Origin of the sequence: Pantoea agglomerans NBRC 102470, assembly GCF_001598475.1 — a bacterium.
Classification (GTDB): Bacteria; Pseudomonadota; Gammaproteobacteria; order Enterobacterales; family Enterobacteriaceae; genus Pantoea; species Pantoea agglomerans.
The window spans coordinates 36,606-57,286 of the sequence record NZ_BCZA01000006.1 but is presented as its reverse complement, the minus strand read 5'-3'; the positions used below and the strand labels follow the sequence as shown (position 1 = coordinate 57,286).

The following is a 20,681-nucleotide window of genomic DNA, read 5'->3' as shown; positions in this document are numbered from 1 at the left end:
GTCATTAACCGCCGTTATGTCCGCATTGGCAGTATCAGCTTGAAGGAAAGGAGCCGTTTTAGTAATTACCTTCATGGCTTTATCGTTAGTCCGATAAGTCAGGCATGAGCAACATAAACAGGGCTGTTCTGTACCCGTCAATCCGCATTCTCATGAAGCAGAACACCCCCCGCTAAAAAAATTTAAATTTTTTTGCATCCGTTTTCGCTGCTCATTCGTATTAACAGATAAGGGCGCTCTCGCCCTGTCCGTTAACTCAATGAGGGAAGTGAAAATGAAACCATTCCTGCCAACTCTGATTTTTTCTGCATTAGTCTTCAGTGGCGCCAGTTACGCGGCGAGCATGGACAGCGACACGGTGATGGTCGGCGGTGCTGCTATGTACCCATCGAAAAATATTGTTGAGAATGCTGTTAACTCGAAAGACCACACCACGCTGGTCGCGGCTGTTAAAGCCGCCGGTCTGGTCCAGACACTTGAAGGGAAGGGGCCGTTTACCGTTTTCGCGCCCACCAATGCCGCCTTTGATAAATTGCCTAAGGGCACCGTCGACTCCCTGCTTAAGTCAGAGAATAAACAAAAACTCACCAGTGTCCTGACCTATCACGTGGTTGCAGGAAAACTGGACATGAAAGCGCTGGAGAAAAAAATCAAAGCGGGAGGAGGCAAAGCCGAGCTGAAAACGGTGAATGGCGAATCACTGTGGGTGATGGCAAATGGCCCGCACAATATTCAGCTTAAAGATGCTCAGGGCAATATTGCCAGTATCACCACGTATGATGTGAACCAGAGTAACGGTGTGATTGACGTTATTGATACCGTGCTGATGCCGTAAGGCGTTACCTATACTGTGTGTAGCCACTTATCGCGTGGCTACATCTTTCACAGGGAAGCCGATGACAAAAAATGTGCCCCATATTCAGGCCGATTTAATGAATCAGATAGCCGTCGGCGATAAAGCTGCTCTTGAGCAGCTTTATCGCGTTCTGTCGCCCCGACTCTATGGGATCATTCTGCGAATGGTGAGACGCCGGGACTGGGCAGAAGAGATCCTTCACGATACGTTTATCCAAATCTGGCAGTCGGCTAACTATTACGACGATAAGCGCAGTGAGCCGCATATCTGGCTCAGTCACATCGCCAGAAATCGGGCGATTGATTTCCTTCGTAAACATGAAAACAGAAGCTGTTCCGTGGATGAGATCAGCGAAGCGGAAGCAGGTTTCCAGACGCCACTTCCTGCCGATGCGAGTCATGCGGAGGCGCGTCGCCTTCAGCACTGCATGGCGCACTTACCCTCTGAGCAGCGACAAAGCATTTCGCTCGCCTATTATCGTGGCCTGTCACAGAGTGAGATTGCGCTCTCTATGAGTCAGCCTGAAGGGACGGTGAAAAGCTGGATCCGTCGCGCGTTAACCCATCTTCGGGAGTGCATAGGCATATGACTGGTCAGGAACAACATGATCTCACTGCGGCCGAATATGTGCTTGGCCTTACCGACGATGAGACCCGTCATCGGCTGGATAAACGGCTCAATGACGATTCAGTATTTGCTGCAGAGGTGCTGCACTGGCAGAAAGCGTTCAGCGGCATTGACCTGCTCACACACGCCGTTATCCCGTCTTCTGCGGTCTGGCAGCAGATTGAGCAGGATCTTGGCCGGAATGCAGGCGTCTCTGGCACGACATCAATCCGCAAGCATCCTGGCTTCTGGCTCGGCTGGGGCCTGGCGGCGGCAATGGCTGGCATCCTCATTTTCACCCATTTAAGCAACCCTGATGCCCCACAATCCATGCAGCTGATTGCGGTACTCAGCGGCGCACAGCCCGATGCACAGTTTGTGGTGAATCTGGATAAGTCAGCTTCACTCCTTCAGGTTTCGGCGCTGAACATCACGCTGCCAGAGAATAAAAACCTGCAGCTCTGGCTGATCAGGGGCAGTGCTCCACCACAATCTCTGGGATTGATCAATCATAGCGACAGTAATGTTTTCCGCTTACCGCCTGGCGAGTTAGATAATCAGACGGTACTGGCGGTAAGTCTGGAGCCGGTGGGGGGATCTACGCTCAGCGGGCCGTCCGGTCCGGTGATTTTCCAGGGCAAAGTCACGTTGCTTTAATCTTCAGTACGCGGGTTCTCGGGCCGGGATTCAGCGGAAAAGGGGAGTGGATGGCTTTTCGAATGGCAGGCCTCCATGCCCTTGCCTTAACCTAATCAGGGGGAATGACAAAAGAATGGAAATCAGAACGGCGTTGGAGTCTGATGCGGCAGGCATCAGTGAGCTGATACAGCTTGTGTCTGTGCAATGTAATTTTTCAGAGACAGAGCCCTGTCCGCAATGGTTCATCGACAGCACAAAGCCCGATGTGCTTCAGCCGTTGATTGTTTCAGATGACTATCTCTGGCTGATTGCCGTGGAAAGAGGTGAGGTGACAGGCGTACTCACCCTTTTCGAAGGCAATTTAGTTAAATACCTTTTTGTACATCCGAAATTTCAGCGAAAAGGGGTAGCGAGGGCACTCTGGCAGCGGGCGATTCCCGAACTGCGTTCAGAAATCAGCGTACGGTCTTCACTCCTTGCCGTCCCTTTTTATGAGAAAAGGGGATTTAAAAAAGTCGGGGAGGTCAAATTTTTTAACGGCGTATCATTCCAGACAATGATCGCTCAGCTCTGAATTAACAAAGAGATTTTTAAGTTCTCTGTTTCCGAAATAAAACGGCCCGGCCACGCATTTATCAAACCAGCTTTGAGGGTGAGCGGAACCGGGCCAACCCGCCTTATTTATACCCGCGTATATTCACTGTCTTCAACTCACTGACTTTTTGCGCCATCGCTGCCCGCTAATGCTATATCGGGCGCGTGATTTGCAGCGTTTTTACACTTCATCAGACTCTTTTTACGCCTTTTTTACAGGCCGTTCGGTTTAATTAACGGCACCGGGCGTTTACGTGACAACGTTACACGATGGCGGTCACAACCCGATTTTGCAAAAAGCGTCTGCAGGCATTAAGTGGACAGGGTGCACATTCATGAGTGGTTTTCTCCAGTTTATTCTCCGACCTCCTATTAATAGCGGCTCGCTGCCAGGCACTGGTGCCTCTCCGCAGCGGGTTCTTAAGGAATACAGCATGTCAGGCCTTATTCTTGTTTCGCATAATCAATGTCAACGTTCGACGCTTACTGCAATTTATGACGGCATCCTTTCCCGTCAGGGAGGCGTCTGGATTAGCTGGGATGGTGAAAGCAGGGTGATGCCTCCGGATGCGCCAAGACCCTACGCCGTGCAGCAGATGGGCCAGTATGAAACCGTGACCTTCCCCTATACGCCTGGCGAGCTTAATGAGGGGTACCACAATTATATTCACAAAGGGCTCTGGCCTGTTTTTCATCAGCGTCCGGACATGGCCCGTTTTTCTACAAGCGGCTATCAGGAATATAAAAACATCAATAAAGCCTATGCGCGCGCCATCTGCGAAAATGCCACACCCGACGATGTTATCTGGATTCAGGATTACCATCTGCTAGGCTGTGCCACCTATATCCGTGAAGAAGGATTGACCAACTTAGTGGGTATTTTTCTGCATCAGCCTTTCCCGGCTGGCAGAATGTTTGAAACCATACCCGAATGGCGCTGGTTCACTGACTCACTGTTATGTTGTGATCTGATTGGCTTTCAGACCGTGCAGGATATGAATAACTTCCTGGTCTGGCTGGAGAGCGAATTCCGTATAGAACGGCTGGAGGCGCAAAGCTTTCGTGTTCATGGCCGGATTATCAGGGTGGGTGTGTTTCCTGTCGGAATTGACCTTGACGATGTCCAGTCTCTGCGTGATAGCAACAGCTGTGCTTACATGGAAATGCAGTGCCGCGAAAGCCTGCCCGAAAATACCGTGCTAAGCGGCGGCCATCTTGATGAGAGCTCAGGGCTGCCTTACCGAATCAGCACCCTGGAGGTGCTGCTGCGAAAACATGATTGCTACCAGAAAAATATCACGCTGTTGCAGCTGGCGCCTCCGGCAGCCGGACACGCACATGATGCGTCAGAACTCGGTCACGCTCTGGAGGCGTTGTGCGGGGAACTTAATGGCGTGCATGGCACAATGAACTGGTATCCGGTGAACTATCTGACTCATGGTTACAGCCGGGAAGAGCAGGCTGGTATCTATCGTGCCTCACGCGTTGCGCTGGTGACGCCGTTGATGGCAGGCATGAGCCTGATGGCCAAAATGTATATCGCCTTACAGGACCCGAAAAATCCCGGGGTGCTTATCCTCTCGCAGTTTGCCGGTGCAGCCGGGCAGATGGAGGGTGCCATCATCGTCAATCCTTATGATCCTGATGCAATGGCCAGTGCGGTACATCGCGCATTGCAGATGCCGTTACACGAACGGCGGTCTCTGCATGCCCGTCTGATCAAGGGACTGCATATGCACAACAGCCATCACTGGGCTGAGTCATTTTTGCGCATGCTGAACGCTGAGCCAACTGCCCCGGAAGCCTTGCCGTCGCCTGCCTTTTTTCCGCACCTGAGCAGTAGCCGGGCGAGGTACTGAGTTTTATAGGTTAAAACGGCGATTTAAAAGGGATGGTGTGGACGTCAAACAGCATCACGCGGATAGAGAACAGGGCAGGTAAAACTTTTACCTGCTTATTCATGGGCTCTTTGAGTTTGCGCTCAATAACATGAGGTTAAGGTCCTCATCGAACGAAGGTGTCACTACAGGTCTTAGCTTCACATGAGAGCAGCTATTCAGGTTCGTTCTGTCATCACGCTACGCAGTTCTTCCCTGAGCCAGCGCAGTGACAAATCGTTATCAAGCCGTTTATGCCAGAGCAGTGACAGGGCTATTTCCGGTGTTTCAATGGGTACCGGGCTACAGCATAAGCCGTAATGCGTCACCCACTCATCCGACAGCCCAGCGGGAACGGTGGCTAACGCGGGTGCGCGCGCCAGCAGCGGAGGCAGAGAGGAAAAATGCGGCGTCACGTAGCGAATCGAACGGGCCTTTCCTGATGCCGCAAGCTGGTCATCGATGGCGCTCCAGTTCGCCCCTCGATAGGAAACCAGCAGATGATCATGCGCCACATAATCCTCCAGCGTCAGCGGTGCACGCAACGAAAGCTGTTCCGGGTGCCACAACGTACAAAAGTTGTGTGACACAATTTTCTCGCGCTGGAGCGTGGCGGGTGTGCTCTCGCCAACCGAAATGGCAAGATCGATCTCTCCGCGCGCGACCAGCTCCGCATCCCGGAAGGGATCGCTGGCCGTAACCTGAAGCGTCACGCCGGGAGCGGTACGTGTGATGCGCGCATATAGTCCCGGCATCAGCCAGCGTTCAACCCAGTCGCTCATCCCCAGCCGAAAAACATGTGTCGCCTCAGAAGGCGTGAAGGATGCTGGCTGAAACAATACGTTCTGCATCTGTGCCATTAACGGGCCCAGCTCAGCGATCAGCGCTTCAGCACGCGGGGTAGGCTCCATGCCTTTCGCCGTGCGCACAAACAGTGGATCGCTGAACATTAGCCGCAATCGGGCCAGTGCATTACTGACTGCTGGCTGACCCAGATGCAGCTTTTCTGCCGCACGCGACACGCTGCCTTCCCGCTTCAGAACCAACAACACCGTCAGTAAATTCAGGTCGATTCGATGAAAATCATTTTCTCTGATAGTGAGCATCAGTTTAATCAATTTGAGTGATACAGGTTGCGTAATGATACTGCCCACCACGTTGTGATGAAACTTTCTGGAGAGATATTTATGAAAATTTTACTGATGCTGGTGGCTTCTCTTATCGCGTTCAGTCCGGTCTATGCTGCCGAACAGACCTCTGTACGGGATCAGCAAGCTCCGGGTTTTTACCGGATGACATTGGGGAAATTACGCATTACCGCGGTTTCCGACGGCACGGTGACCGTTCCCCTGAATAAATTACTGACTAACATTTCGCCTGAAAAACTAAACCATGCACTGGCCAGAGATTCGATGACGCCGCAGGCCGAAACATCAATCAATGCCTTCGTTATCGATGATGGTAAAAAGCGCATTTTAATCGACACCGGGGCCGGTGAGCTTTTTGGACACAATGGCGGACATCTGCTGACTAATCTGGCCGCCGCTGGCTATCCGGCAGAGTCGATCGATGCCGTACTCTTAACCCATATTCATGCCGATCATTCAGGCGGTGTATCACGCGCGGGCAAGCCTGCTTTTCCAAATGCCGAAGTTTTCGTGGATAAACGGGATGTCGATTTCTGGCTTAATCCGGCTAACGTCAGCAGGGTAGAGACCAGTCAGGCCCATACCTTTGCAGAATCTGAACGGACTCTTCGCCCAGTCATCAATGCTGGCCTGCTTAAAACGTTTATGGCACCAGCCACATTAACGGGGGGAATCCGTGCAGAGTCGACAGCTGGGCACACGCCGGGTAGCGTACTTTATCGCGTAGAGAGTGAAGGTCAGACCCTGGTGCTGTGGGGAGATATCATCCATGCCAAAGCGGTGCAATTGCCCGATCCTGAAGTGGCCATCCATTTTGATGTCGATCAGAAACAGGCTATCACTACACGTGAAAGGGTACTGAAACAGGCTGCAGATCAGGGCTACTGGGTGGCAGCGGCGCATATCGCCTTCCCTGGCCTGGGCCATGTGCAGCATGAAGGTAACGCTTATCGCTGGGTGCCCGCTAATTACACCACGCAGCTTGGGCAGTAGGTTTTTAACTAAAAAACGTAATAATATCAGGGAGAAAAATTTTGATGTAAGTTAACAGGCGGCGCTTCAATATTAACAAATTGAATAATGTCTTTTAGTTTAGAGGCTTCTCTGTAAGAGGGGCCAGAGCGTTGCCGTACAGATTAGTAATCAATGAGGTTATGGGGCTGATAAAGTCGACAGCGTTATGCCACTCATTGTCGCTGCGCTCTGGGCCATTTCTCACTTCAACCTGAAGGTGAATACAGTCAATGTTCGGGATATCGTTGTAGAAGCTTCTCGCTTATACAGTCCCGTTCTTTCTGTAGGTAGAGTAATAGCGCAGGACCTGATTTTCCGAGGCCAGAACCTTAAAGAAGGTGACAGGGTCATGTTTTACACGGCACTGGCTAACTTCGATGAAAAAGTCTTCGATAACCCATTCCGTTTTATTGCGGGGCGAAAAGAAAAGCCACTATCATTCGGCACGGGCATGCATATGTGTATTGGTATGGGCATAGCGCTCAGCTTTGCTTCGTCGTTTATTGCCCACATAAACTCACATTACATGCTCAGGGACGTTAGCATAATCGAATTTGCAGAGGGTGTGTCTGCACCAGGTGCTTCAGATTTTAATTTTGGAATAGACTTCTATGAACTGGCTGAAAATTAAAGATTTCCGCACGTTACTTGCTTCTCTTTTCATCTCGAAGTTGGGCGATCATGTATATGAGGTCGTTTTTGTTTTTATTGTGCTCGAGAACACGCATAATAATTATCTTCTTGCCGGCTGCGTCTATTTTTTTTCGTTTTATTCCTTTTCTATTTTTCGGCTCCGCTGGTGGCTGGATGGCAGACAATTGGCGCATCAAATGTTCAGTTATACTCTCATTGGCAGACAAGCCCTGGATGCTGATGTTCAATACATTAACGTATGCAATTTCAATTGTTATACTTTGTACGTTTTCAGAAAATTCACAGAATAAAACGTCGGCGTTCAGATTGAAACAAGTATATCAGGAGAATCTATCCTGCATTAAAAGTTTATTTCAGGAAGCTCCTGGCTTATTTATTGCTATTTTTGGTTCATCTGTTTGCATTCTCTTTACCGGATCATTACTTCGTTTTATTATTCCCGCTGTAGCTGTCAGTCAGGGGAATGGGGAGATATTTACCAGCTGGATATTTTCTCTAATGGCTGCAGGCACAATTACCGGGGGTCTCATTTACGGACGGTTTGCCATAAATATTTCACCATTGAATGTTATGCGCAATTGGTTCTTTTACGGAATTTTACTGATTTTAATGTCATTTATTGCCCTCTATTCGCTCGAGGCTCTGCTGCCGGTAGCATTCGTCCTTGGTATGAGTGGTGCATTCGTTGATATTTCTCTGGTGACACTCATACAGTCCTGGTCTTTTGCAGAGAACACAGGCAAGACATTCGGCACGTTTTCTACCCTGGCTAATACTGCTGAAGCACTTTCTGGTCTCCTTTCCGGACTGGCCGCCGCTGCGAGTCTGATGGTTGTTTTTGCAGGCATGAGTTCTCTCATCGTACTCACTGGCATTATCTCAATGGCTTGTCTTCCAGACAAAAAACAAAAGAATATTTCGGGAAGCAACGAATCCGATAGTTCTGTTTAAAGAGTGCCCAAATGGACGACTTAAATAACTGAGGTCTCTTTTAGATATTCAAAGCAGGCGGTTGGTGCCAAAACGGGGCGTCCGTTCCGGACGTCCCTGGAAGTCACTATTTTACTAAAGGTTCTCTTGCACCGGGCCTGAAAGCATGCTTTTTCGCGCACCAGGCGATAATCAACGCAACAGCCATAAAGATCAGTAGCGCCCACGGGAAAGATACCGCACCGGCATTATTGAGAAGCAGACCACCAATGACGCCGCCGCTTGCGATAGCCAGATTCCAGGCAGTTGTAACCATTGCCTGAACGACATCGACATGATTGCCTGCCGCATCAGCGGCAGCCGTCTGCATCTGAGTTGACGCGCCGCCAAACGACCATCCCCATACGATGACGGCCACAAAGACCACAATCTGTTCCCGCATGCCTGCGGCGAGTGCCACAGAAACCGCCGCCAGTGCCACCAGACTGAGCAGAACCAGATTGCGCAGATGGCGATCCACCAGCATCCCGGTTATCCAGATGCCGATAAGTGCCGCAATGCCAAAAATCAGCAAGATAAGCCCGACATTTCCGGTCAGCCCCGACAACTGCAGGAACGGTCCGATGAATGTATAAAGAATATTGTGTGCCGTCATCCATAGAAAGATAACCGCCAGAACAGGTCTGACTCCGGGCATCTGGAAAACTTGCCATACCGGTAGTCGGCGGTCGGCCTGCTGTCCCGGCAGGTCAGGAACCGCCACCCATGTCCAGATGAACAGAATGACTGCCAATGCTGCCATGATACCAAAGGGGACTCTCCATCCCATCATGCTGCCAAGCCATGCGCCAGCCGGGGTTCCAAGGGACAGGGCAACCGGTATTCCAACCATAGCAATAGCGAGAGCGCGGCCCTGCATTTCAGCAGGAACGAGGCGTCGCGCATAGCCCGCCAGAATTCCCCATGCAAGTCCTGCAGCCACACCCGACATGAATCGGGCTGCCATCGTCAGCCAGTAACTGAACGAAAGGGTGGTAATAGTGTTGAAAATCAGGAAGGTACCTACGGCGAGTAATAGTACCTTTTTACGACGCCAGCCACTGGTCAGAACCGTCAGAGGGATTGCCGCGAGTAGCGAACCCAGCGCATAAATGCTGACCAGCTGACCCGCCATCACCTGAGATACGTCAAGACCCATTCCAATTTCCGGAAGTAAACCCGCCGGAAGGGTCTCGGTCAGGATGGCAATAAAGCCTGTCATGGCAAATGCCAGCAGGGAAGCCAGTGGCAGACCCCGTTGTGTTGTGGTCTCACTGAATACTGTATTGGCGTGCACGTTGGCCCCTTTTTTAGTTTGTAACGACTAAAAATTGCGAAACCCTCCGGATAACGGGTTTTACAATATATATACCGATCGGTATATATCAGAAAGTATAGGCTACACTGAGGCTTGTCAAGTATATATGTATCGATTAGTATTTATATACGATAAGCGAAAAAGGAGCGGATATGGCTCAGATGGGACGCCCACGGACATTTGACCGGAACGAGGCAATTCGTCAGGCGATGACCCTTTTCTGGCAGCATGGTTACGAGTCCACTTCGCTTGCCATGCTCAAGTCAAACCTCGGCAACGGCATCACCGCCCCAAGTTTCTACGCCGCGTTTGGTTCAAAAGAAGCGCTGTTTGAGGAGGTTGTCGATTGTTATATGACGACTTTTGGTCAGGTTAACGATTGCCTATGGGATGACACGCTTGAACCCCGTGACGCTATTGAACTGGCGTTGCGTCGTTCTGCAAAAATGCAGACAGAACAGGGGCATCCCAGTGGTTGCCTGATTGCGCTATCCGTTAATACCTGTTCGCCAGCGAACGAGCACATTCGTGAGATTCTGGCAGCGCAGCGCGATCGGACCAGGGCGGGATTTTTGCGATGTGTCACAAGAGCGAAAGAGGCGGGACTCCTGGCTTTCGATACCGACGTGCGCGCGCTGGCCACGACCCTTCACAGTTTTGAGATCGGCCTGTCGACTGAAGCCCGTGATGGCGCAACCGGCAATGAACTCGATTCGGCGGTATCAACCGCGATGAAAGCCTGGGATGCTAATGCACTGAACGTTGTTGAGTGACAGAGAACGGCGCTTAGTTTCAGCACGAAGCTTGTGCCTGTCAGAGAGCAACTGTGCGGAAGCGTAAAGTAAGCACGTCTCAATAAGTTAATGCCTGTTAGTGAGTATCAAACTTATTGCTGACACCAGACAATGGGTGTGAGACATCAAACGGGACTGCACGCGGTATGGCTTGCCGCCCGCGATCTCCGCACGCCGATGCTCGCTGAAGTGCTGGCGTTGACTGTCGCAGCCTATACTGTTTAACCCACTTGATTTAATACCCGATTTCATTCCCATCATCGGTTATCCCGATTACCTGCTTATAGTGCCTGGGACGTCTTACCCAGTCGATGTCATGCGTGAAAACCGGGAAACCGCAGCGCAAGCTAGTTAATCTCCGGTCGGTCGCATTAAGGCAAGCGGTGTTTATATTGATATGGGTAGTTTGTGCTACTCTGCTTGTCAGGCCACTTAGAGCGTCAGCTTGTGGTTCTGATGTGTTCTCGCTTTATCCCTTTCAGATGTTGTCGCGATCGGCGCAAAATGGTTTGCCGCTCAGATCTGGCCATCTAAGAAAATTTCCCACAACGCTTCTACCGCTCGGGACATCCTCGCTGCGGGTCTGAACAGCCGGATCTCTATGGGTATCCAGAGTGCGCTCTCGTTATTAGCTGCTACGGCAATCGAGCCAGCATCAACATCCGGCGCTGCCAGTGTTTCCGGCAGCCATGCGATGCCGTCTCCGGCTTTGACCATGGCGAGTAAGGTGGCAGCAAGATCGGCCGTGAAGGCAATATCCATTCCGCGTCTGGCCCGGTTAACCTGTGAGGTATTAGACAGGATGCGGCCCAGGCCGGATTCAGCAGAATAGGAGAGGAAAGGAAACTTCTTACCGCCTGACGCATGGAATAGAGGCTCACGCGTTGTCGGATCGCATCGTGAATACGGCTGTAAAATTTCCTGTCCAAGCCGGACGCTGAGATATTTCGACTGATCGAGATGAATGTGCATATGAGGATGGTAATAAGAAAGCAGAAATTGCGCGTCACCTTTCTCAATCATGCGTTCGCAGGCACTTAATGAGTCTGATAACAGTCGAAAAGATCCGAAGCGGGCAATTTTTTCGTTGTTACGCATCAGTGCCGGAAAAAAAGAAAATGACAGGGCATGCGTGGCGGAAAAAATAACATCCGGTCGGGCTTCTCCTGCGGCCTCGATAGATTCACTTCTCAGGGTATAAAGCGCACGAATAAGTTCCGGCACCTGCTTGACGAAAACCTCTCCGGCGCGGGTCAGGCTGACGCCCCGACGATTTCTTTCAAAAATTGGCGTGCCAAGCCACTCTTCTAGCGAGACGATTCTGCGGCTGAATGCAGGCTGTGTCACATATCGTGAAGCTGCCGCACGGGAAAAATTGAGTGATTGCGCCAGCGCAATACAGTCTTCAAGCCAGGTTAACTCCAGGTGATGCCGATTTTGCATTACAGGCTGCCTCTTTGGCATTAGAACGGAACCCATGTACTGCTTAGGATAATAGCAGACAGAACAATCAGGTCCCTTAACACTACGCTACTTCATTGTGCCGATGAATGCCGATAAACAGATGGCATGACATAACTGATTGCGTAGGTATTTTAGTAAAACAGTCTTTGACTGAGAACTACCGGAGAGATCATGCGCATCCTTGATGTTGTAGAAATTACCAAACCCATTGCTTCCCCTATTCGTAATGCGTACATCGATTTCAGCAAGATGACGACAAGCCTGGTCGCCGTTGTGACCGATGTTGAAGTCGACGGGCACCGTGTAGTGGGATACGGATTTAACTCTAACGGCCGTTATGGCCAGGGTGGCCTGATCCGGGAACGCTTCCGTGACCGCATCCTGGAAGCCGATCCCGAAAGCCTGCTGAATGGCAAAGGTAACAACCTGGATCCGCATAAAGTCTGGGCTGTGATGATGAGCAACGAAAAGCCTGGCGGTCATGGCGAGCGTTCAGTTGCAGTGGGAACCCTGGACATGGCCATCTGGGATGCAACGGCAAAAATTGCAAACAAGCCGCTGTTCCGCCTGCTGGCCGAAATGAAGGGCGTTGAGGCTAATCTGCGCGTCTTCGTCTATGCGGCTGGGGGTTACTACTATCCGGGTAAAGACCTTGGCGCACTGCGACAGGAAATGCGCGGCTACCTGAACCGCGGCTATAACGTTGTGAAAATGAAAATCGGTGGTGCCTCTCTGGACGAAGACCGCCGCCGTATTGAGGCCGTACTCGAAGAAATCGGCAGCGAAGCGCGCCTCGCCGTTGATGCTAATGGTCGCTTTGATCTGGAAACCGGTATTGCCTACGCAAAAATGCTGCGTGAATATCCGCTCTTTTGGTACGAAGAGGTTGGCGATCCGCTCGATTATTCTCTGCAGGCAGCCCTGTCGGAGTTCTATCCAGGCGCAATGGCAACGGGCGAAAACCTCTTTTCACATCAGGACGCGCGAAACCTGCTGCGTTATGGCGGTATGCGTCCGGATCGCGACTATCTGCAATTTGACTGCGCGCTCTCCTATGGGCTGGTTGAGTATCTGCGCACACTGGATGTGCTGGAGCAGTTTGGCTGGTCACCGTCACGCTGCATACCTCATGGCGGCCATCAGATGTCCCTGAATATCGCCGCCGGCCTCGGTCTGGGTGGTAACGAAAGCTATCCCGATCTTTTCCAGCCTTACGGCGGTTTCCCGGACTCGGTAAAAGTTGAAGATGGCCATATTATTATGCCTGAACTGCCGGGTATCGGTTTCGAAGGCAAATCAGACCTCATTAAAGAAATGCGGGCGCTGGCTGAATAAGTTTCCGCTTACATTACGGCATGTTTAATGTCACTGCGCCCCTCGTTAAGTTGAGGGGCTGCGGGAAAATATCAATCTCTTAATTAACCTGACGCCTCAGGAAGAATAAATTTATCTGAATCTGAGAGGAGAGGGCGTTATTGAACTGGCTAACGGTAGCATTGTTAATAATTTCGGGTTGAAGGGCTGGCTTTGATTCAGGCACAACATCTTCTTGTAGGTATATCAGCCATCCATTGAATTATCGGCGTTCAGATATTATTTTTGGATTAGATATGCACTGGAAATTTTGAGAAATATCAGGCATTTCGAACCACTCATTAACCCTGGCGCCCGGCCTGTTTATCCGCGCCTTTTGCTTTCAGATCGCTCATTTCTCCGTTACATCCTACGGGTAATGAATAAAAAATTTTGACTGATATTTAAAAGAATCTGAAATCAGCATTTCCTCCCCCTGCCACAGTGTTAAATGAGGAAGTTATCATGAGTGAGAAAACTCTCAAGGGTCATGCGCTTATCGGAAATAAACGCTGGACAATCATATTACCTGCCGTATTCATCATGTATACCATTTCATTTTTTGATCGGGTGAATATAGGCATGGCGCTGCCCCATATAACAGCTGAAATGGGCCTGAGTCCTGTTGAAGCCGGCTGGCTTGGCGGCGCATTTGCCTGGGGTTATGTCGCCACGCAATTTACCGCAGGATGGCTGGCTCTCCGTTTTGGATCACGGAAAATAATCGGCATCAGCCTGTTTCTGTTTGGGGCCAGCGCAATGCTTACCGGCCTGACGCGTAACTTCGGTGAACTGATTGCGATCCGTTTCTTACTGGGCATCGCTGAAGGTCCAATTCAGGCCGCCACGGCCATGTTCCTGGCCCAGTGGTTTATGAAGCCTGAGCGGGGGCGTGCATTCGGAATCTGGAATCTTAGCCTGGGTGCGGGCGCGTTTCTGGCCGGTCCGATATCTGGCTGGATCCTTGCACATCATAACTGGCGCATGATGATGGTAATTGAAGGTGCTCCGGCCTGGCTGTTCTGCATCATCTGGTTTTATCTGGTTCCTAAAAGTATTCAGGCCGCTAGCTGGCTGAATGCCGAAGATCGGGATTATATCCAGAAAGACCTGGCCGCTGAGCAGTCAAACTACAGGAATGAGAAATCCGATCCCTGGTGGACCATTCTCAAAATACCGGCCCTCTGGCTGATGCTGATCGGCTACTCCCTGCATAGCATGCTCGCTTACGGTTTTACGCTCTGGCTGCCGACAGCTCTCAAAGGGTATGGCACGCTCAGTGAATTTATGGTCGGTCTCATCAGTGGGATGCCATTCCTGATGACGATGCTGGGCATCTGGTATATCACCCGGCGTTCAGATAAGTACAACCAGGAGCGACGACTGCATGCCGCTATTCCCACCGTCCTCTGTGGTGTGGCATTACTGGCTGCCGCTTTTGTGCCGCTGTCATATTACTGGGCTCAGATAGGTTTGTTCATGTTTGTCGGCCTGACAATGAAGATGCTGGTGCCACTGGTTTACGTCAGGCTGACTGAAATTCTCCCGACAAAGAAAGCAGTTCCTGCGGTGGCTTTTGTCGGCGCATGCAGTAACTTCATTGGACAGTCTGGCGGCCCCCTTGTTGCCGGATACCTCAAGCATCTGGGTGGTGGTAGTGATATGACGCTGGCATGGGGTGTTCTGGGGCTGTTCTCTATTGTGGGTGGCGTGCTGTTTGCCCTTGCCGTGGGACGTGAGGAACGCATCCGGGACTTCAGCAAGGCATTCTCTGTTTCTTCACACAGAGCAGTATCAACACGTCAATAATAAAGCGGAATCTTCACACTGTCATCGGACGCCCAATCGGGCAGGATGCGCGGAGCAGCATTAAGTACTCTTGTTCACCTGTAGAATTATCATTCTCATCCCCGGCGTGTATCTCTCTCAATACCTGACTGTTACAGCCCGTACTTCACGGGCTTCAGAATGCCTACAATCCCACCAGCGTGATATGTTTCTTTATTGTCAGCGCTTTATACAACGCTTTTGCCAGCGTGCCTGGTTCCACACCTGATTGAGCGCCCTCGGAATCGGTCCAGAACGATTTGATGCGCAGTATAGTGTTGATACTCGTTACGCGTTCCATTTCCAGCACGGCCAGCACAGGATGGCGCATTTCGCCATGTTCCTCTGTCGCATCCGCCTGGATCACTGCGGCGCGGGATGCCTGACTGTCAAAGATAACGTGGCAGCGTACGCCGTTCAGGTTGAGTATGCCGATGACTTCATAAAGGCACTCAACAGTCTCTGCACTGTAGGATGCGGGCACAACAAACATAACAGATCCTTCTGAAGTGAAATTTAATGAGCAGCCAGCATAGGCGAACTGTAATCAGAGGAGAAGTTACTGTTTTTGAATGAAAAATGTAGAGTTCTAAGGTTACGATAACGCGCGTTATTTTCACTCCAGTTTTCGCTGGTACTATCAATAACTGACGTGTAACCCGATCATGGCGGTGGGGTGCGGATTTGACTTAAGGAAAGGCCAGCAGGTGGCAGGTTAATCGTTCCAGTGGGGAATGTATTTATCTATATGCGCAACGCGTTAGCTGTGTGTTTCAGCCACTTAACAGGATGAACATCAGATTAAGTTTAAGATTTTTCGCGCTCTTCAATCGCTCATTTCTCAATCCGGCCGTCACGTTTAACCGTAAGCCATCAGTATGACATCAGGTGCTGACTCATATATTGTTGTTATCCGTGTAGCAGACCAGTCAGTATGGGTATCAGCTATGTGCCCGATTTTGTCGTACGTGAATCTTTGGATTCGGGGCAACTGAAAGAGGTATTGCCCGGTTACTGTACCAGGCAGGGGTATTTCTCGGCACTCTGGCCGGCCAGCCGATATCTCTCATCGAGAATACGCTGCTTTATCGTTTTTATTGCTGAGTCAGGCCTGTCTCTGTAATCCGTATCGGGAAGTTAATGCTTTCTGAAATCGTATGCACTTTTATGCTTAATTCAAAATCATAAACGTCCGTTTCTGGCATAGAGCAGAGCATTGCCCGTTATATGCAAAAAGCGGATGTTACGTTTATTTGCCTTTATTAGATTATTAAGAGTTATTTATATTGTATGAAGATATTCAATTGGTGCTCATTGAGTCACCTTTTGCTATCGACTAATTCTAAAGCTATAAGTTCTTTATACATTAGGTAAGGCATCATTGGGCTCTTATATACAAAACCCATCCTCATTAAATCAAAGGCGTTGCCAGAAATTCCGGTCGCTGTTCGGCTAGCAATGTAAACCCGGCCAATTCCGGGTACAGCGCACGGCTGACGGTATCCGGCAGCATCAATTCTGTAAAACTCCAGGCCACTGCGATGCTGATACCGGCCACGGACAGCATGTCAGGATGACTTTCCCGCAGCCCGTTCTCCAGCGTCTGCCAGGCACCATGCAGTTGTTGAGTTACGCGATCCACCCAGGGCTGATGCTGTTTTTCTTCCGGCCTGAGACGCTGTTCGTACACAATCTGCACCGCTTTTTCGCAGGCGGCCAAGGCGAAGCCGGTAAGATGCAGATCCCGGAACTCTTCCACGCCGGACGCTGATGTAGGTGCAGGCGAATGACCGCAATATTTCTCAAGGTAATGAATGATTAGTGTGGAATCGATCAGCACCTGATTATCATCTGTGATAAGCGTTGGAACTTTAACGGCCGGGTTAATTTTCGTTAAGGCATCAAAATCGCCGAATACCGAAAGCGGGCGATGCTCGAATTGAATACCCAATACTTTCATGTAAATAGCAACCCGTCTGACATAGGGTGAATCCAGCATTCCGATAAGGATCATGGCTCTACCTCATATTATGTTGATTAACAAAATCAATTACCTGTGCGGCGACTGGCAAGGGGGCATCTTCCATTAAAAAGTGTCCGGCCTGTTCAAAGATATGCAGCGTGGAAGAGACGATGTCGCGCTGCAAACGCCTTGCATACTCAACGGGTTGCCATTCATCTTCGGCGCCCCATAAAATCTGTACTGACAGCCGGAGTTGCGGCAATTTTTCTGCAAAGTCACTGGTGTAACACTCATTATAGTGCGCAACCTGATGCTGATAAAATGAAGGTTGCGCTACCACACCACAAAGCGGTGCAAGATAACTATCCAGCCGCTGCTCTGTCATACGATCCTTATTAAAAACAGCCATCTTTAACTGGCGACACATCGCGCGGTAATGCTCAGTGGCGGGGATCAGCGCATAATCCGCATAGTGATCCCGCATATCTTTCCATGTGGGCGAAGGCCAGGAATCGTAGCTCGGAATATCCGCAATCGTAAGCGTCTTCACAAGGGATGGGTTGTCGAACGCCAGTCTGAGTGAAATGGCCCCACCGATATCGTGACCAAAAAGATCTGTTTTTTTGAGCTGCCAGTGTTCAAGCAGTTTCAGCAGAAAACCGACTTGAGCGGCAACCGAGGTATCAGCCGTCAAAGGGCGCTCTGACGCGCCAAACCCAGCCAGGTCATACAGATGAACATGAAAACCCGCATCGACAAATACCGGCACCAGTGACTGCCAGATTACTGAGTGTGCGGGCGTGCCATGAACCAGCACCAGAGGTCTTCCTGAACCATGGACTCCGGTCGCAATGCGACAACCATTTATCAGAACGTCGTCATTCAGTAATGGGTTATTAGCGGGCATCGGCTTTCTCCGTTATGTTTGTTTCAGTCAGGCTATCCGTTGACTGAATATGACACCAGTGACATTCTTTCCCGCTGTAATCCTACTTTTGTCATACAAAAATGAACAAACGACTCTCCGTTGACTCACTCAGAGTGTTCCGGACCGTGCTGCAAACGGGCAATATGAGTAAGGCCGCATTACTACTCAACCTGAGCCAGTCCGCTGTAAGCTGGAAGCTCAGACGGCTTGAAGATCAACTTCAATGCCAGCTATTAACGCGCATCGCCGGAAAAGCCGTTCCGACAGAAAAGGGCAGCGTTCTGCTGCAACATGCGGAAAAAATACTCACTGAACACGATCAAGCCGTAGCCTATTTTTCGCCTTCGGCGCTGCGTGGCAAGCTGCGAATCGGGGTCACTGAACACATCTCAATGACTGAAATATGCGGGGTGATTTCAACCTTCACTCACCACCATCCAGAGGTGGATATACAACTGGTGGTGGAGCAAAGTCATCTCCTGCGTCAGCATTTTTCTGAAGGAAGTCTGGAGATCATTTTACATCAGGATTTCACTGGCACGGCATCGATGGAAGATAAGGTATTGTGGAGTGAAAATTTATACTGGTACGCAACGCCTGCCTGGCGACATGACTCGGATAAGAGCCTGAAGCTTATTACCTGGGGACCGGATTGCTATTACCGTAACCTGGCTGAGGAGAAACTTCGCCAGGCAAACATTCCATTTGCTGTGATGCTGGAGTGTCCTTCAGTAGCAGGTATGCTTGCGGCGATAACCACGGGGCTGGGGGTGGGAATACTCAATCAATACAGCGTTGATAAAGCGATTTGTAGCGTGTCTGAACTTGAGAAATTGATGCCTCTGCCGTCGGTCGATTGCCTGCTACGCCTGAATAAACACCGCGTTAATCCAGCAAGCGAGGCCTTCTGCGAGATGCTGACCAGGCTGATGCATAAAGATTGAAAGTGAAGTGGCTGCAATTAGTTGATGAAAAGAGGCGTTGTTAATAATGTCCGCTTCCGACCAGGCGGACATTTTCCCCATCTTCAGCTAACAACCTGAAACTGAAGCCTGCACCGTTAAGGTTATTTTAGCGACAGGGAAGTATCATCTGATGTCGTAAACTGGCACTAAGGCTGAACAAGGTTGTTCTGACGGTCAATGTTAAAGCCAAACACACAAAACCCCAGTAAATCTTTTGCCTCATCCTCCACCCGCGTAATCATAACCAAATCGGTGCTACCGCCGGGCAGCTTTACCTCAAACGGAGGGTAAGGAAGACCTTTTGTCCTGAAATCCTGCAACCAAAGCAGCTTCTCAGCTTGAGACGGTATCACTTCAAAAATATGGCGATGGGTAATGTCCTGCATTGGCCAGCCAACCCGCGCTGCAAAGGTATCACTTGCGTCAACAATCATCAGTTCAGGGCTTAGAAAACAGATAGAGGTGTCAGGCGCAGCATACATCGATGAAATCTGATGCGCGCGCTGCTCAAGAGACATTCGTGCCACACGACTATGAAATTTACGGCCAGAGCCAGCGGTGAGAAAATTATGTGTTTCTTCAGCCGGGATCGGCCTGCTGAATAAGTAGCCTTGTGCATAAGCGCAGCCGATACCCCGCAACATCTCAGCCTGTTCCTCTGTTTCAACACCCTCAGCAATGACGTCCATATCCAGGCTGCGGCCCAAACCGACTACGCTGGAGATAATTTTCCGGCTATCCTTTTTCTGAAGCATTGAACGAATAAAACTGCCATCAATCTTAATCGTGCTGGCGGGAAGCTGGATAAGCCAGGCAAGGCTTGAACAGCCGGTGCCAAAGTCATCCATAGCAATCATACAACCCATTTCAGACAATGCTTCGAGTTCTGCATGAGCCGTCTCTATATCATCGATCAATGCTGTCTCGGTGATTTCAATCCTGAGCCGTGAAAGGCTGAACTGATAACGTTCAGCCAGTTTTCTTAAAATTTCGGGAAGGTGCTTACCGTTCAGTTGTGAAGGAGAAACGTTTATAGACAGAAACTGGTGTTCTGGCCAGGTGCTCGCTGTCATGAATCCCTGAGCGGCCAGACTTGTCATCAGCTCATTGAGTAACCCATGATGTTCCATAGCCGGAATGAACTCAGCCGGAGATACGATAATCCCTTCGGGCAAAATACGCCGTGCCAGCAATTCAAAACCCACTACGCGCTGATCCTCAAGTGAGACTATCGGCTGAAAAAAAGGTTTAAACTCGCCCGACTTAATTAGCTGCTGATAGGCTGCACGAGAATCAGTATCTTTCAATCTTTCATTCATTTAAATATCCTGAAACGTATTTCTGTAAGGCATTAATGACCTGAGCGGGAACGGAATAGAAAACCTTTTTTAAAACCCTGTTTTGTTTGCGGCGGAAAAATTAATCTTTTGCAAACGTCATTTTGCGGAGGCCTTAAATTGTCTATGGTTATTAAGTGCGATACACATAGCTATGATGTCAGTGAGCGGGGAAAGTTCATGAACATAAAATACCATACTTATTTAACTCACGGGTCTGCATGAGGCTGATGGTATCTGGTATGGTAAACCAGAAACAAATTGAAACCAATCCCATAAAAATATCGCTTAAGTTAAATAATAAACCCTGTTAATACATCCAATATGATCAGCAGCCAGTTTCTCTTATGAATTGCTGAAGTATACCTATGGATA

At 50.0% G+C, this 20,681-nt stretch carries 20 protein-coding genes and 1 pseudogene; 14 read left to right on the top strand and 7 right to left on the bottom strand.

Annotated features, from left to right (window positions below):
- The first annotated feature begins 274 nt into the window (after positions 1 to 274).
- From PAG01S_RS12815 to PAG01S_RS12795, 5 genes are all read left to right on the top strand, one after another.
- On the top strand, positions 275 to 835 hold the full coding sequence (locus tag PAG01S_RS12815; RefSeq protein WP_033760617.1) for a fasciclin domain-containing protein: 561 nt from the start codon (positions 275 to 277) through the stop codon (positions 833 to 835).
- Positions 836 to 896: 61 nt separating this feature from the next.
- A complete protein-coding gene (locus tag PAG01S_RS12810) occupies positions 897 to 1,445 on the top strand; it encodes a sigma-70 family RNA polymerase sigma factor (RefSeq protein WP_033760614.1) in 549 nt (182 codons plus the stop codon).
- Complete coding sequence (locus tag PAG01S_RS12805; protein ID WP_033760611.1) at positions 1,442 to 2,119, top strand: anti-sigma factor; 678 nt, start codon at positions 1,442 to 1,444, stop codon at positions 2,117 to 2,119. The genes PAG01S_RS12810 and PAG01S_RS12805 overlap by 4 nt, the downstream gene beginning before the upstream one ends.
- A 115-nt stretch (positions 2,120 to 2,234) precedes the next feature.
- Positions 2,235 to 2,675 carry a GNAT family N-acetyltransferase gene (locus PAG01S_RS12800; RefSeq protein WP_022624394.1) on the top strand — a complete coding sequence of 147 codons (441 nt, stop codon included), beginning with the start codon at positions 2,235 to 2,237 and terminating at the stop codon, positions 2,673 to 2,675.
- A gap of 454 nt (positions 2,676 to 3,129) precedes the next feature.
- Entirely contained in the window at positions 3,130 to 4,554 is a 1,425-nt protein-coding gene (locus PAG01S_RS12795; RefSeq protein ID WP_062758916.1) for an alpha,alpha-trehalose-phosphate synthase (UDP-forming), read from the top strand.
- 197 nt (positions 4,555 to 4,751) lie between these two features.
- Here PAG01S_RS12795 and PAG01S_RS12790 read toward each other — a convergent pair whose 3' ends face one another.
- On the bottom strand, positions 4,752 to 5,678 hold the full coding sequence (locus PAG01S_RS12790) for a LysR family transcriptional regulator (protein ID WP_052271375.1): 927 nt from the start codon (positions 5,676 to 5,678) through the stop codon (positions 4,752 to 4,754).
- 81 nt (positions 5,679 to 5,759) lie between these two features.
- Between PAG01S_RS12790 and PAG01S_RS12785 the strand changes: the two genes are divergently transcribed.
- From PAG01S_RS12785 to PAG01S_RS12770, 3 genes are all read left to right on the top strand, one after another.
- Positions 5,760 to 6,713, top strand: coding sequence for an MBL fold metallo-hydrolase (locus PAG01S_RS12785; RefSeq protein ID WP_062758914.1), 954 nt, complete (start codon positions 5,760 to 5,762; stop codon positions 6,711 to 6,713).
- Positions 6,714 to 6,900: 187 nt separating this feature from the next.
- Positions 6,901 to 7,365: a cytochrome P450 gene (locus PAG01S_RS12780; protein ID WP_233600731.1), complete on the top strand. Its 465-nt coding sequence runs from the start codon at positions 6,901 to 6,903 to the stop codon at positions 7,363 to 7,365.
- Positions 7,366 to 7,541: 176 nt separating this feature from the next.
- Entirely contained in the window at positions 7,542 to 8,339 is a 798-nt protein-coding gene (locus PAG01S_RS12770) for an MFS transporter (RefSeq protein ID WP_198426310.1), read from the top strand.
- Positions 8,340 to 8,445: 106 nt separating this feature from the next.
- Here PAG01S_RS12770 and PAG01S_RS12765 read toward each other — a convergent pair whose 3' ends face one another.
- Positions 8,446 to 9,654 (bottom strand): MFS transporter, encoded by a 1,209-nt coding sequence (locus PAG01S_RS12765; protein WP_022624386.1) that lies wholly within the window; start codon positions 9,652 to 9,654, stop codon positions 8,446 to 8,448.
- Between the two features lie 173 nt (positions 9,655 to 9,827).
- Here PAG01S_RS12765 and PAG01S_RS12760 point away from each other — a divergent pair, with 173 nt between their 5' ends.
- Together PAG01S_RS12760 and PAG01S_RS22625 are read left to right on the top strand one after the other, a co-directional pair.
- Complete coding sequence (locus tag PAG01S_RS12760; RefSeq protein ID WP_033773452.1) at positions 9,828 to 10,448, top strand: TetR/AcrR family transcriptional regulator; 621 nt, start codon at positions 9,828 to 9,830, stop codon at positions 10,446 to 10,448.
- A 223-nt stretch (positions 10,449 to 10,671) separates the two neighbouring features.
- On the top strand, positions 10,672 to 10,824 hold the full coding sequence (locus PAG01S_RS22625; RefSeq protein WP_080701291.1) for a DUF1232 domain-containing protein: 153 nt from the start codon (positions 10,672 to 10,674) through the stop codon (positions 10,822 to 10,824).
- A 161-nt stretch (positions 10,825 to 10,985) separates the two neighbouring features.
- On the opposite strand, the gene PAG01S_RS12755 is transcribed toward PAG01S_RS22625, so the two are convergent.
- Complete coding sequence (locus tag PAG01S_RS12755) at positions 10,986 to 11,912, bottom strand: LysR family transcriptional regulator (RefSeq protein ID WP_062758911.1); 927 nt, start codon at positions 11,910 to 11,912, stop codon at positions 10,986 to 10,988.
- A gap of 192 nt (positions 11,913 to 12,104) precedes the next feature.
- Here PAG01S_RS12755 and PAG01S_RS12750 point away from each other — a divergent pair, with 192 nt between their 5' ends.
- Entirely contained in the window at positions 12,105 to 13,268 is a 1,164-nt protein-coding gene (locus tag PAG01S_RS12750) for a mandelate racemase/muconate lactonizing enzyme family protein (protein WP_062758909.1), read from the top strand.
- A 483-nt stretch (positions 13,269 to 13,751) separates the two neighbouring features.
- Entirely contained in the window at positions 13,752 to 15,095 is a 1,344-nt protein-coding gene (locus PAG01S_RS12745; RefSeq protein WP_062758907.1) for an MFS transporter, read from the top strand.
- A gap of 163 nt (positions 15,096 to 15,258) precedes the next feature.
- Here the strand turns inward: PAG01S_RS12745 and PAG01S_RS12740 are convergent, their stop codons facing one another.
- Positions 15,259 to 15,606 carry a hypothetical protein gene (locus PAG01S_RS12740; RefSeq protein WP_062758905.1) on the bottom strand — a complete coding sequence of 116 codons (348 nt, stop codon included), beginning with the start codon at positions 15,604 to 15,606 and terminating at the stop codon, positions 15,259 to 15,261.
- Positions 15,607 to 16,047: 441 nt separating this feature from the next.
- Here PAG01S_RS12740 and PAG01S_RS21730 point away from each other — a divergent pair.
- Positions 16,048 to 16,236, top strand: a pseudogene (locus PAG01S_RS21730) (LysR substrate-binding domain-containing protein); the annotation flags it as partial.
- 288 nt (positions 16,237 to 16,524) lie between these two features.
- Here PAG01S_RS21730 and PAG01S_RS12735 read toward each other — a convergent pair.
- Both PAG01S_RS12735 and PAG01S_RS12730 read right to left on the bottom strand, forming a co-directional pair.
- The gene (locus tag PAG01S_RS12735) at positions 16,525 to 17,127 is read right to left on the bottom strand and encodes a glutathione S-transferase (protein WP_033760594.1); all 603 of its coding nucleotides are present in this window, start codon (positions 17,125 to 17,127) and stop codon (positions 16,525 to 16,527) included.
- A gap of 4 nt (positions 17,128 to 17,131) precedes the next feature.
- Positions 17,132 to 17,983 carry an alpha/beta fold hydrolase gene (locus PAG01S_RS12730; RefSeq protein WP_033760592.1) on the bottom strand — a complete coding sequence of 284 codons (852 nt, stop codon included), beginning with the start codon at positions 17,981 to 17,983 and terminating at the stop codon, positions 17,132 to 17,134.
- A 101-nt stretch (positions 17,984 to 18,084) separates the two neighbouring features.
- On the opposite strand from PAG01S_RS12730, the gene PAG01S_RS12725 reads away from it, so the two are divergent.
- Positions 18,085 to 18,948 (top strand): LysR family transcriptional regulator, encoded by an 864-nt coding sequence (locus PAG01S_RS12725; protein ID WP_033760582.1) that lies wholly within the window; start codon positions 18,085 to 18,087, stop codon positions 18,946 to 18,948.
- A gap of 167 nt (positions 18,949 to 19,115) precedes the next feature.
- On the opposite strand, the gene PAG01S_RS12720 is transcribed toward PAG01S_RS12725, so the two are convergent.
- Positions 19,116 to 20,288, bottom strand: a complete 1,173-nt coding sequence (locus PAG01S_RS12720; RefSeq protein WP_050679319.1) for an EAL domain-containing protein — start codon at positions 20,286 to 20,288, stop codon at positions 19,116 to 19,118.
- Positions 20,289 to 20,681: the final 393 nt, after the last annotated feature.

Bases quoted from the DNA above. Each gene is read 5' to 3' on its own strand.
- PAG01S_RS12815 (WP_033760617.1), top strand. From the start codon at position 275: ATGAAACCATTCCTGCCAACTCTGATTTTTTCTGCATTAGTCTTCAGT.
- PAG01S_RS12810 (WP_033760614.1), top strand. From the start codon at position 897: ATGACAAAAAATGTGCCCCATATTCAGGCCGATTTAATGAATCAGATA.
- PAG01S_RS12805 (WP_033760611.1), top strand. From the start codon at position 1,442: ATGACTGGTCAGGAACAACATGATCTCACTGCGGCCGAATATGTGCTT.
- PAG01S_RS12800 (WP_022624394.1), top strand. From the start codon at position 2,235: ATGGAAATCAGAACGGCGTTGGAGTCTGATGCGGCAGGCATCAGTGAG.
- PAG01S_RS12795 (WP_062758916.1), top strand. From the start codon at position 3,130: ATGTCAGGCCTTATTCTTGTTTCGCATAATCAATGTCAACGTTCGACG.
- PAG01S_RS12790 (WP_052271375.1), bottom strand. From the start codon at position 5,678: ATGCTCACTATCAGAGAAAATGATTTTCATCGAATCGACCTGAATTTA.
- PAG01S_RS12785 (WP_062758914.1), top strand. From the start codon at position 5,760: ATGAAAATTTTACTGATGCTGGTGGCTTCTCTTATCGCGTTCAGTCCG.
- PAG01S_RS12780 (WP_233600731.1), top strand. From the start codon at position 6,901: ATGCCACTCATTGTCGCTGCGCTCTGGGCCATTTCTCACTTCAACCTG.
- PAG01S_RS12770 (WP_198426310.1), top strand. From the start codon at position 7,542: ATGGCAGACAATTGGCGCATCAAATGTTCAGTTATACTCTCATTGGCA.
- PAG01S_RS12760 (WP_033773452.1), top strand. From the start codon at position 9,828: ATGGCTCAGATGGGACGCCCACGGACATTTGACCGGAACGAGGCAATT.
- PAG01S_RS12755 (WP_062758911.1), bottom strand. From the start codon at position 11,912: ATGCAAAATCGGCATCACCTGGAGTTAACCTGGCTTGAAGACTGTATT.
- PAG01S_RS12750 (WP_062758909.1), top strand. From the start codon at position 12,105: ATGCGCATCCTTGATGTTGTAGAAATTACCAAACCCATTGCTTCCCCT.
- PAG01S_RS12745 (WP_062758907.1), top strand. From the start codon at position 13,752: ATGAGTGAGAAAACTCTCAAGGGTCATGCGCTTATCGGAAATAAACGC.
- PAG01S_RS12740 (WP_062758905.1), bottom strand. From the start codon at position 15,606: ATGTTTGTTGTGCCCGCATCCTACAGTGCAGAGACTGTTGAGTGCCTT.
- PAG01S_RS12735 (WP_033760594.1), bottom strand. From the start codon at position 17,127: ATGATCCTTATCGGAATGCTGGATTCACCCTATGTCAGACGGGTTGCT.
- PAG01S_RS12730 (WP_033760592.1), bottom strand. From the start codon at position 17,983: ATGCCCGCTAATAACCCATTACTGAATGACGACGTTCTGATAAATGGT.
- PAG01S_RS12725 (WP_033760582.1), top strand. From the start codon at position 18,085: ATGAACAAACGACTCTCCGTTGACTCACTCAGAGTGTTCCGGACCGTG.
- PAG01S_RS12720 (WP_050679319.1), bottom strand. From the start codon at position 20,288: ATGAATGAAAGATTGAAAGATACTGATTCTCGTGCAGCCTATCAGCAG.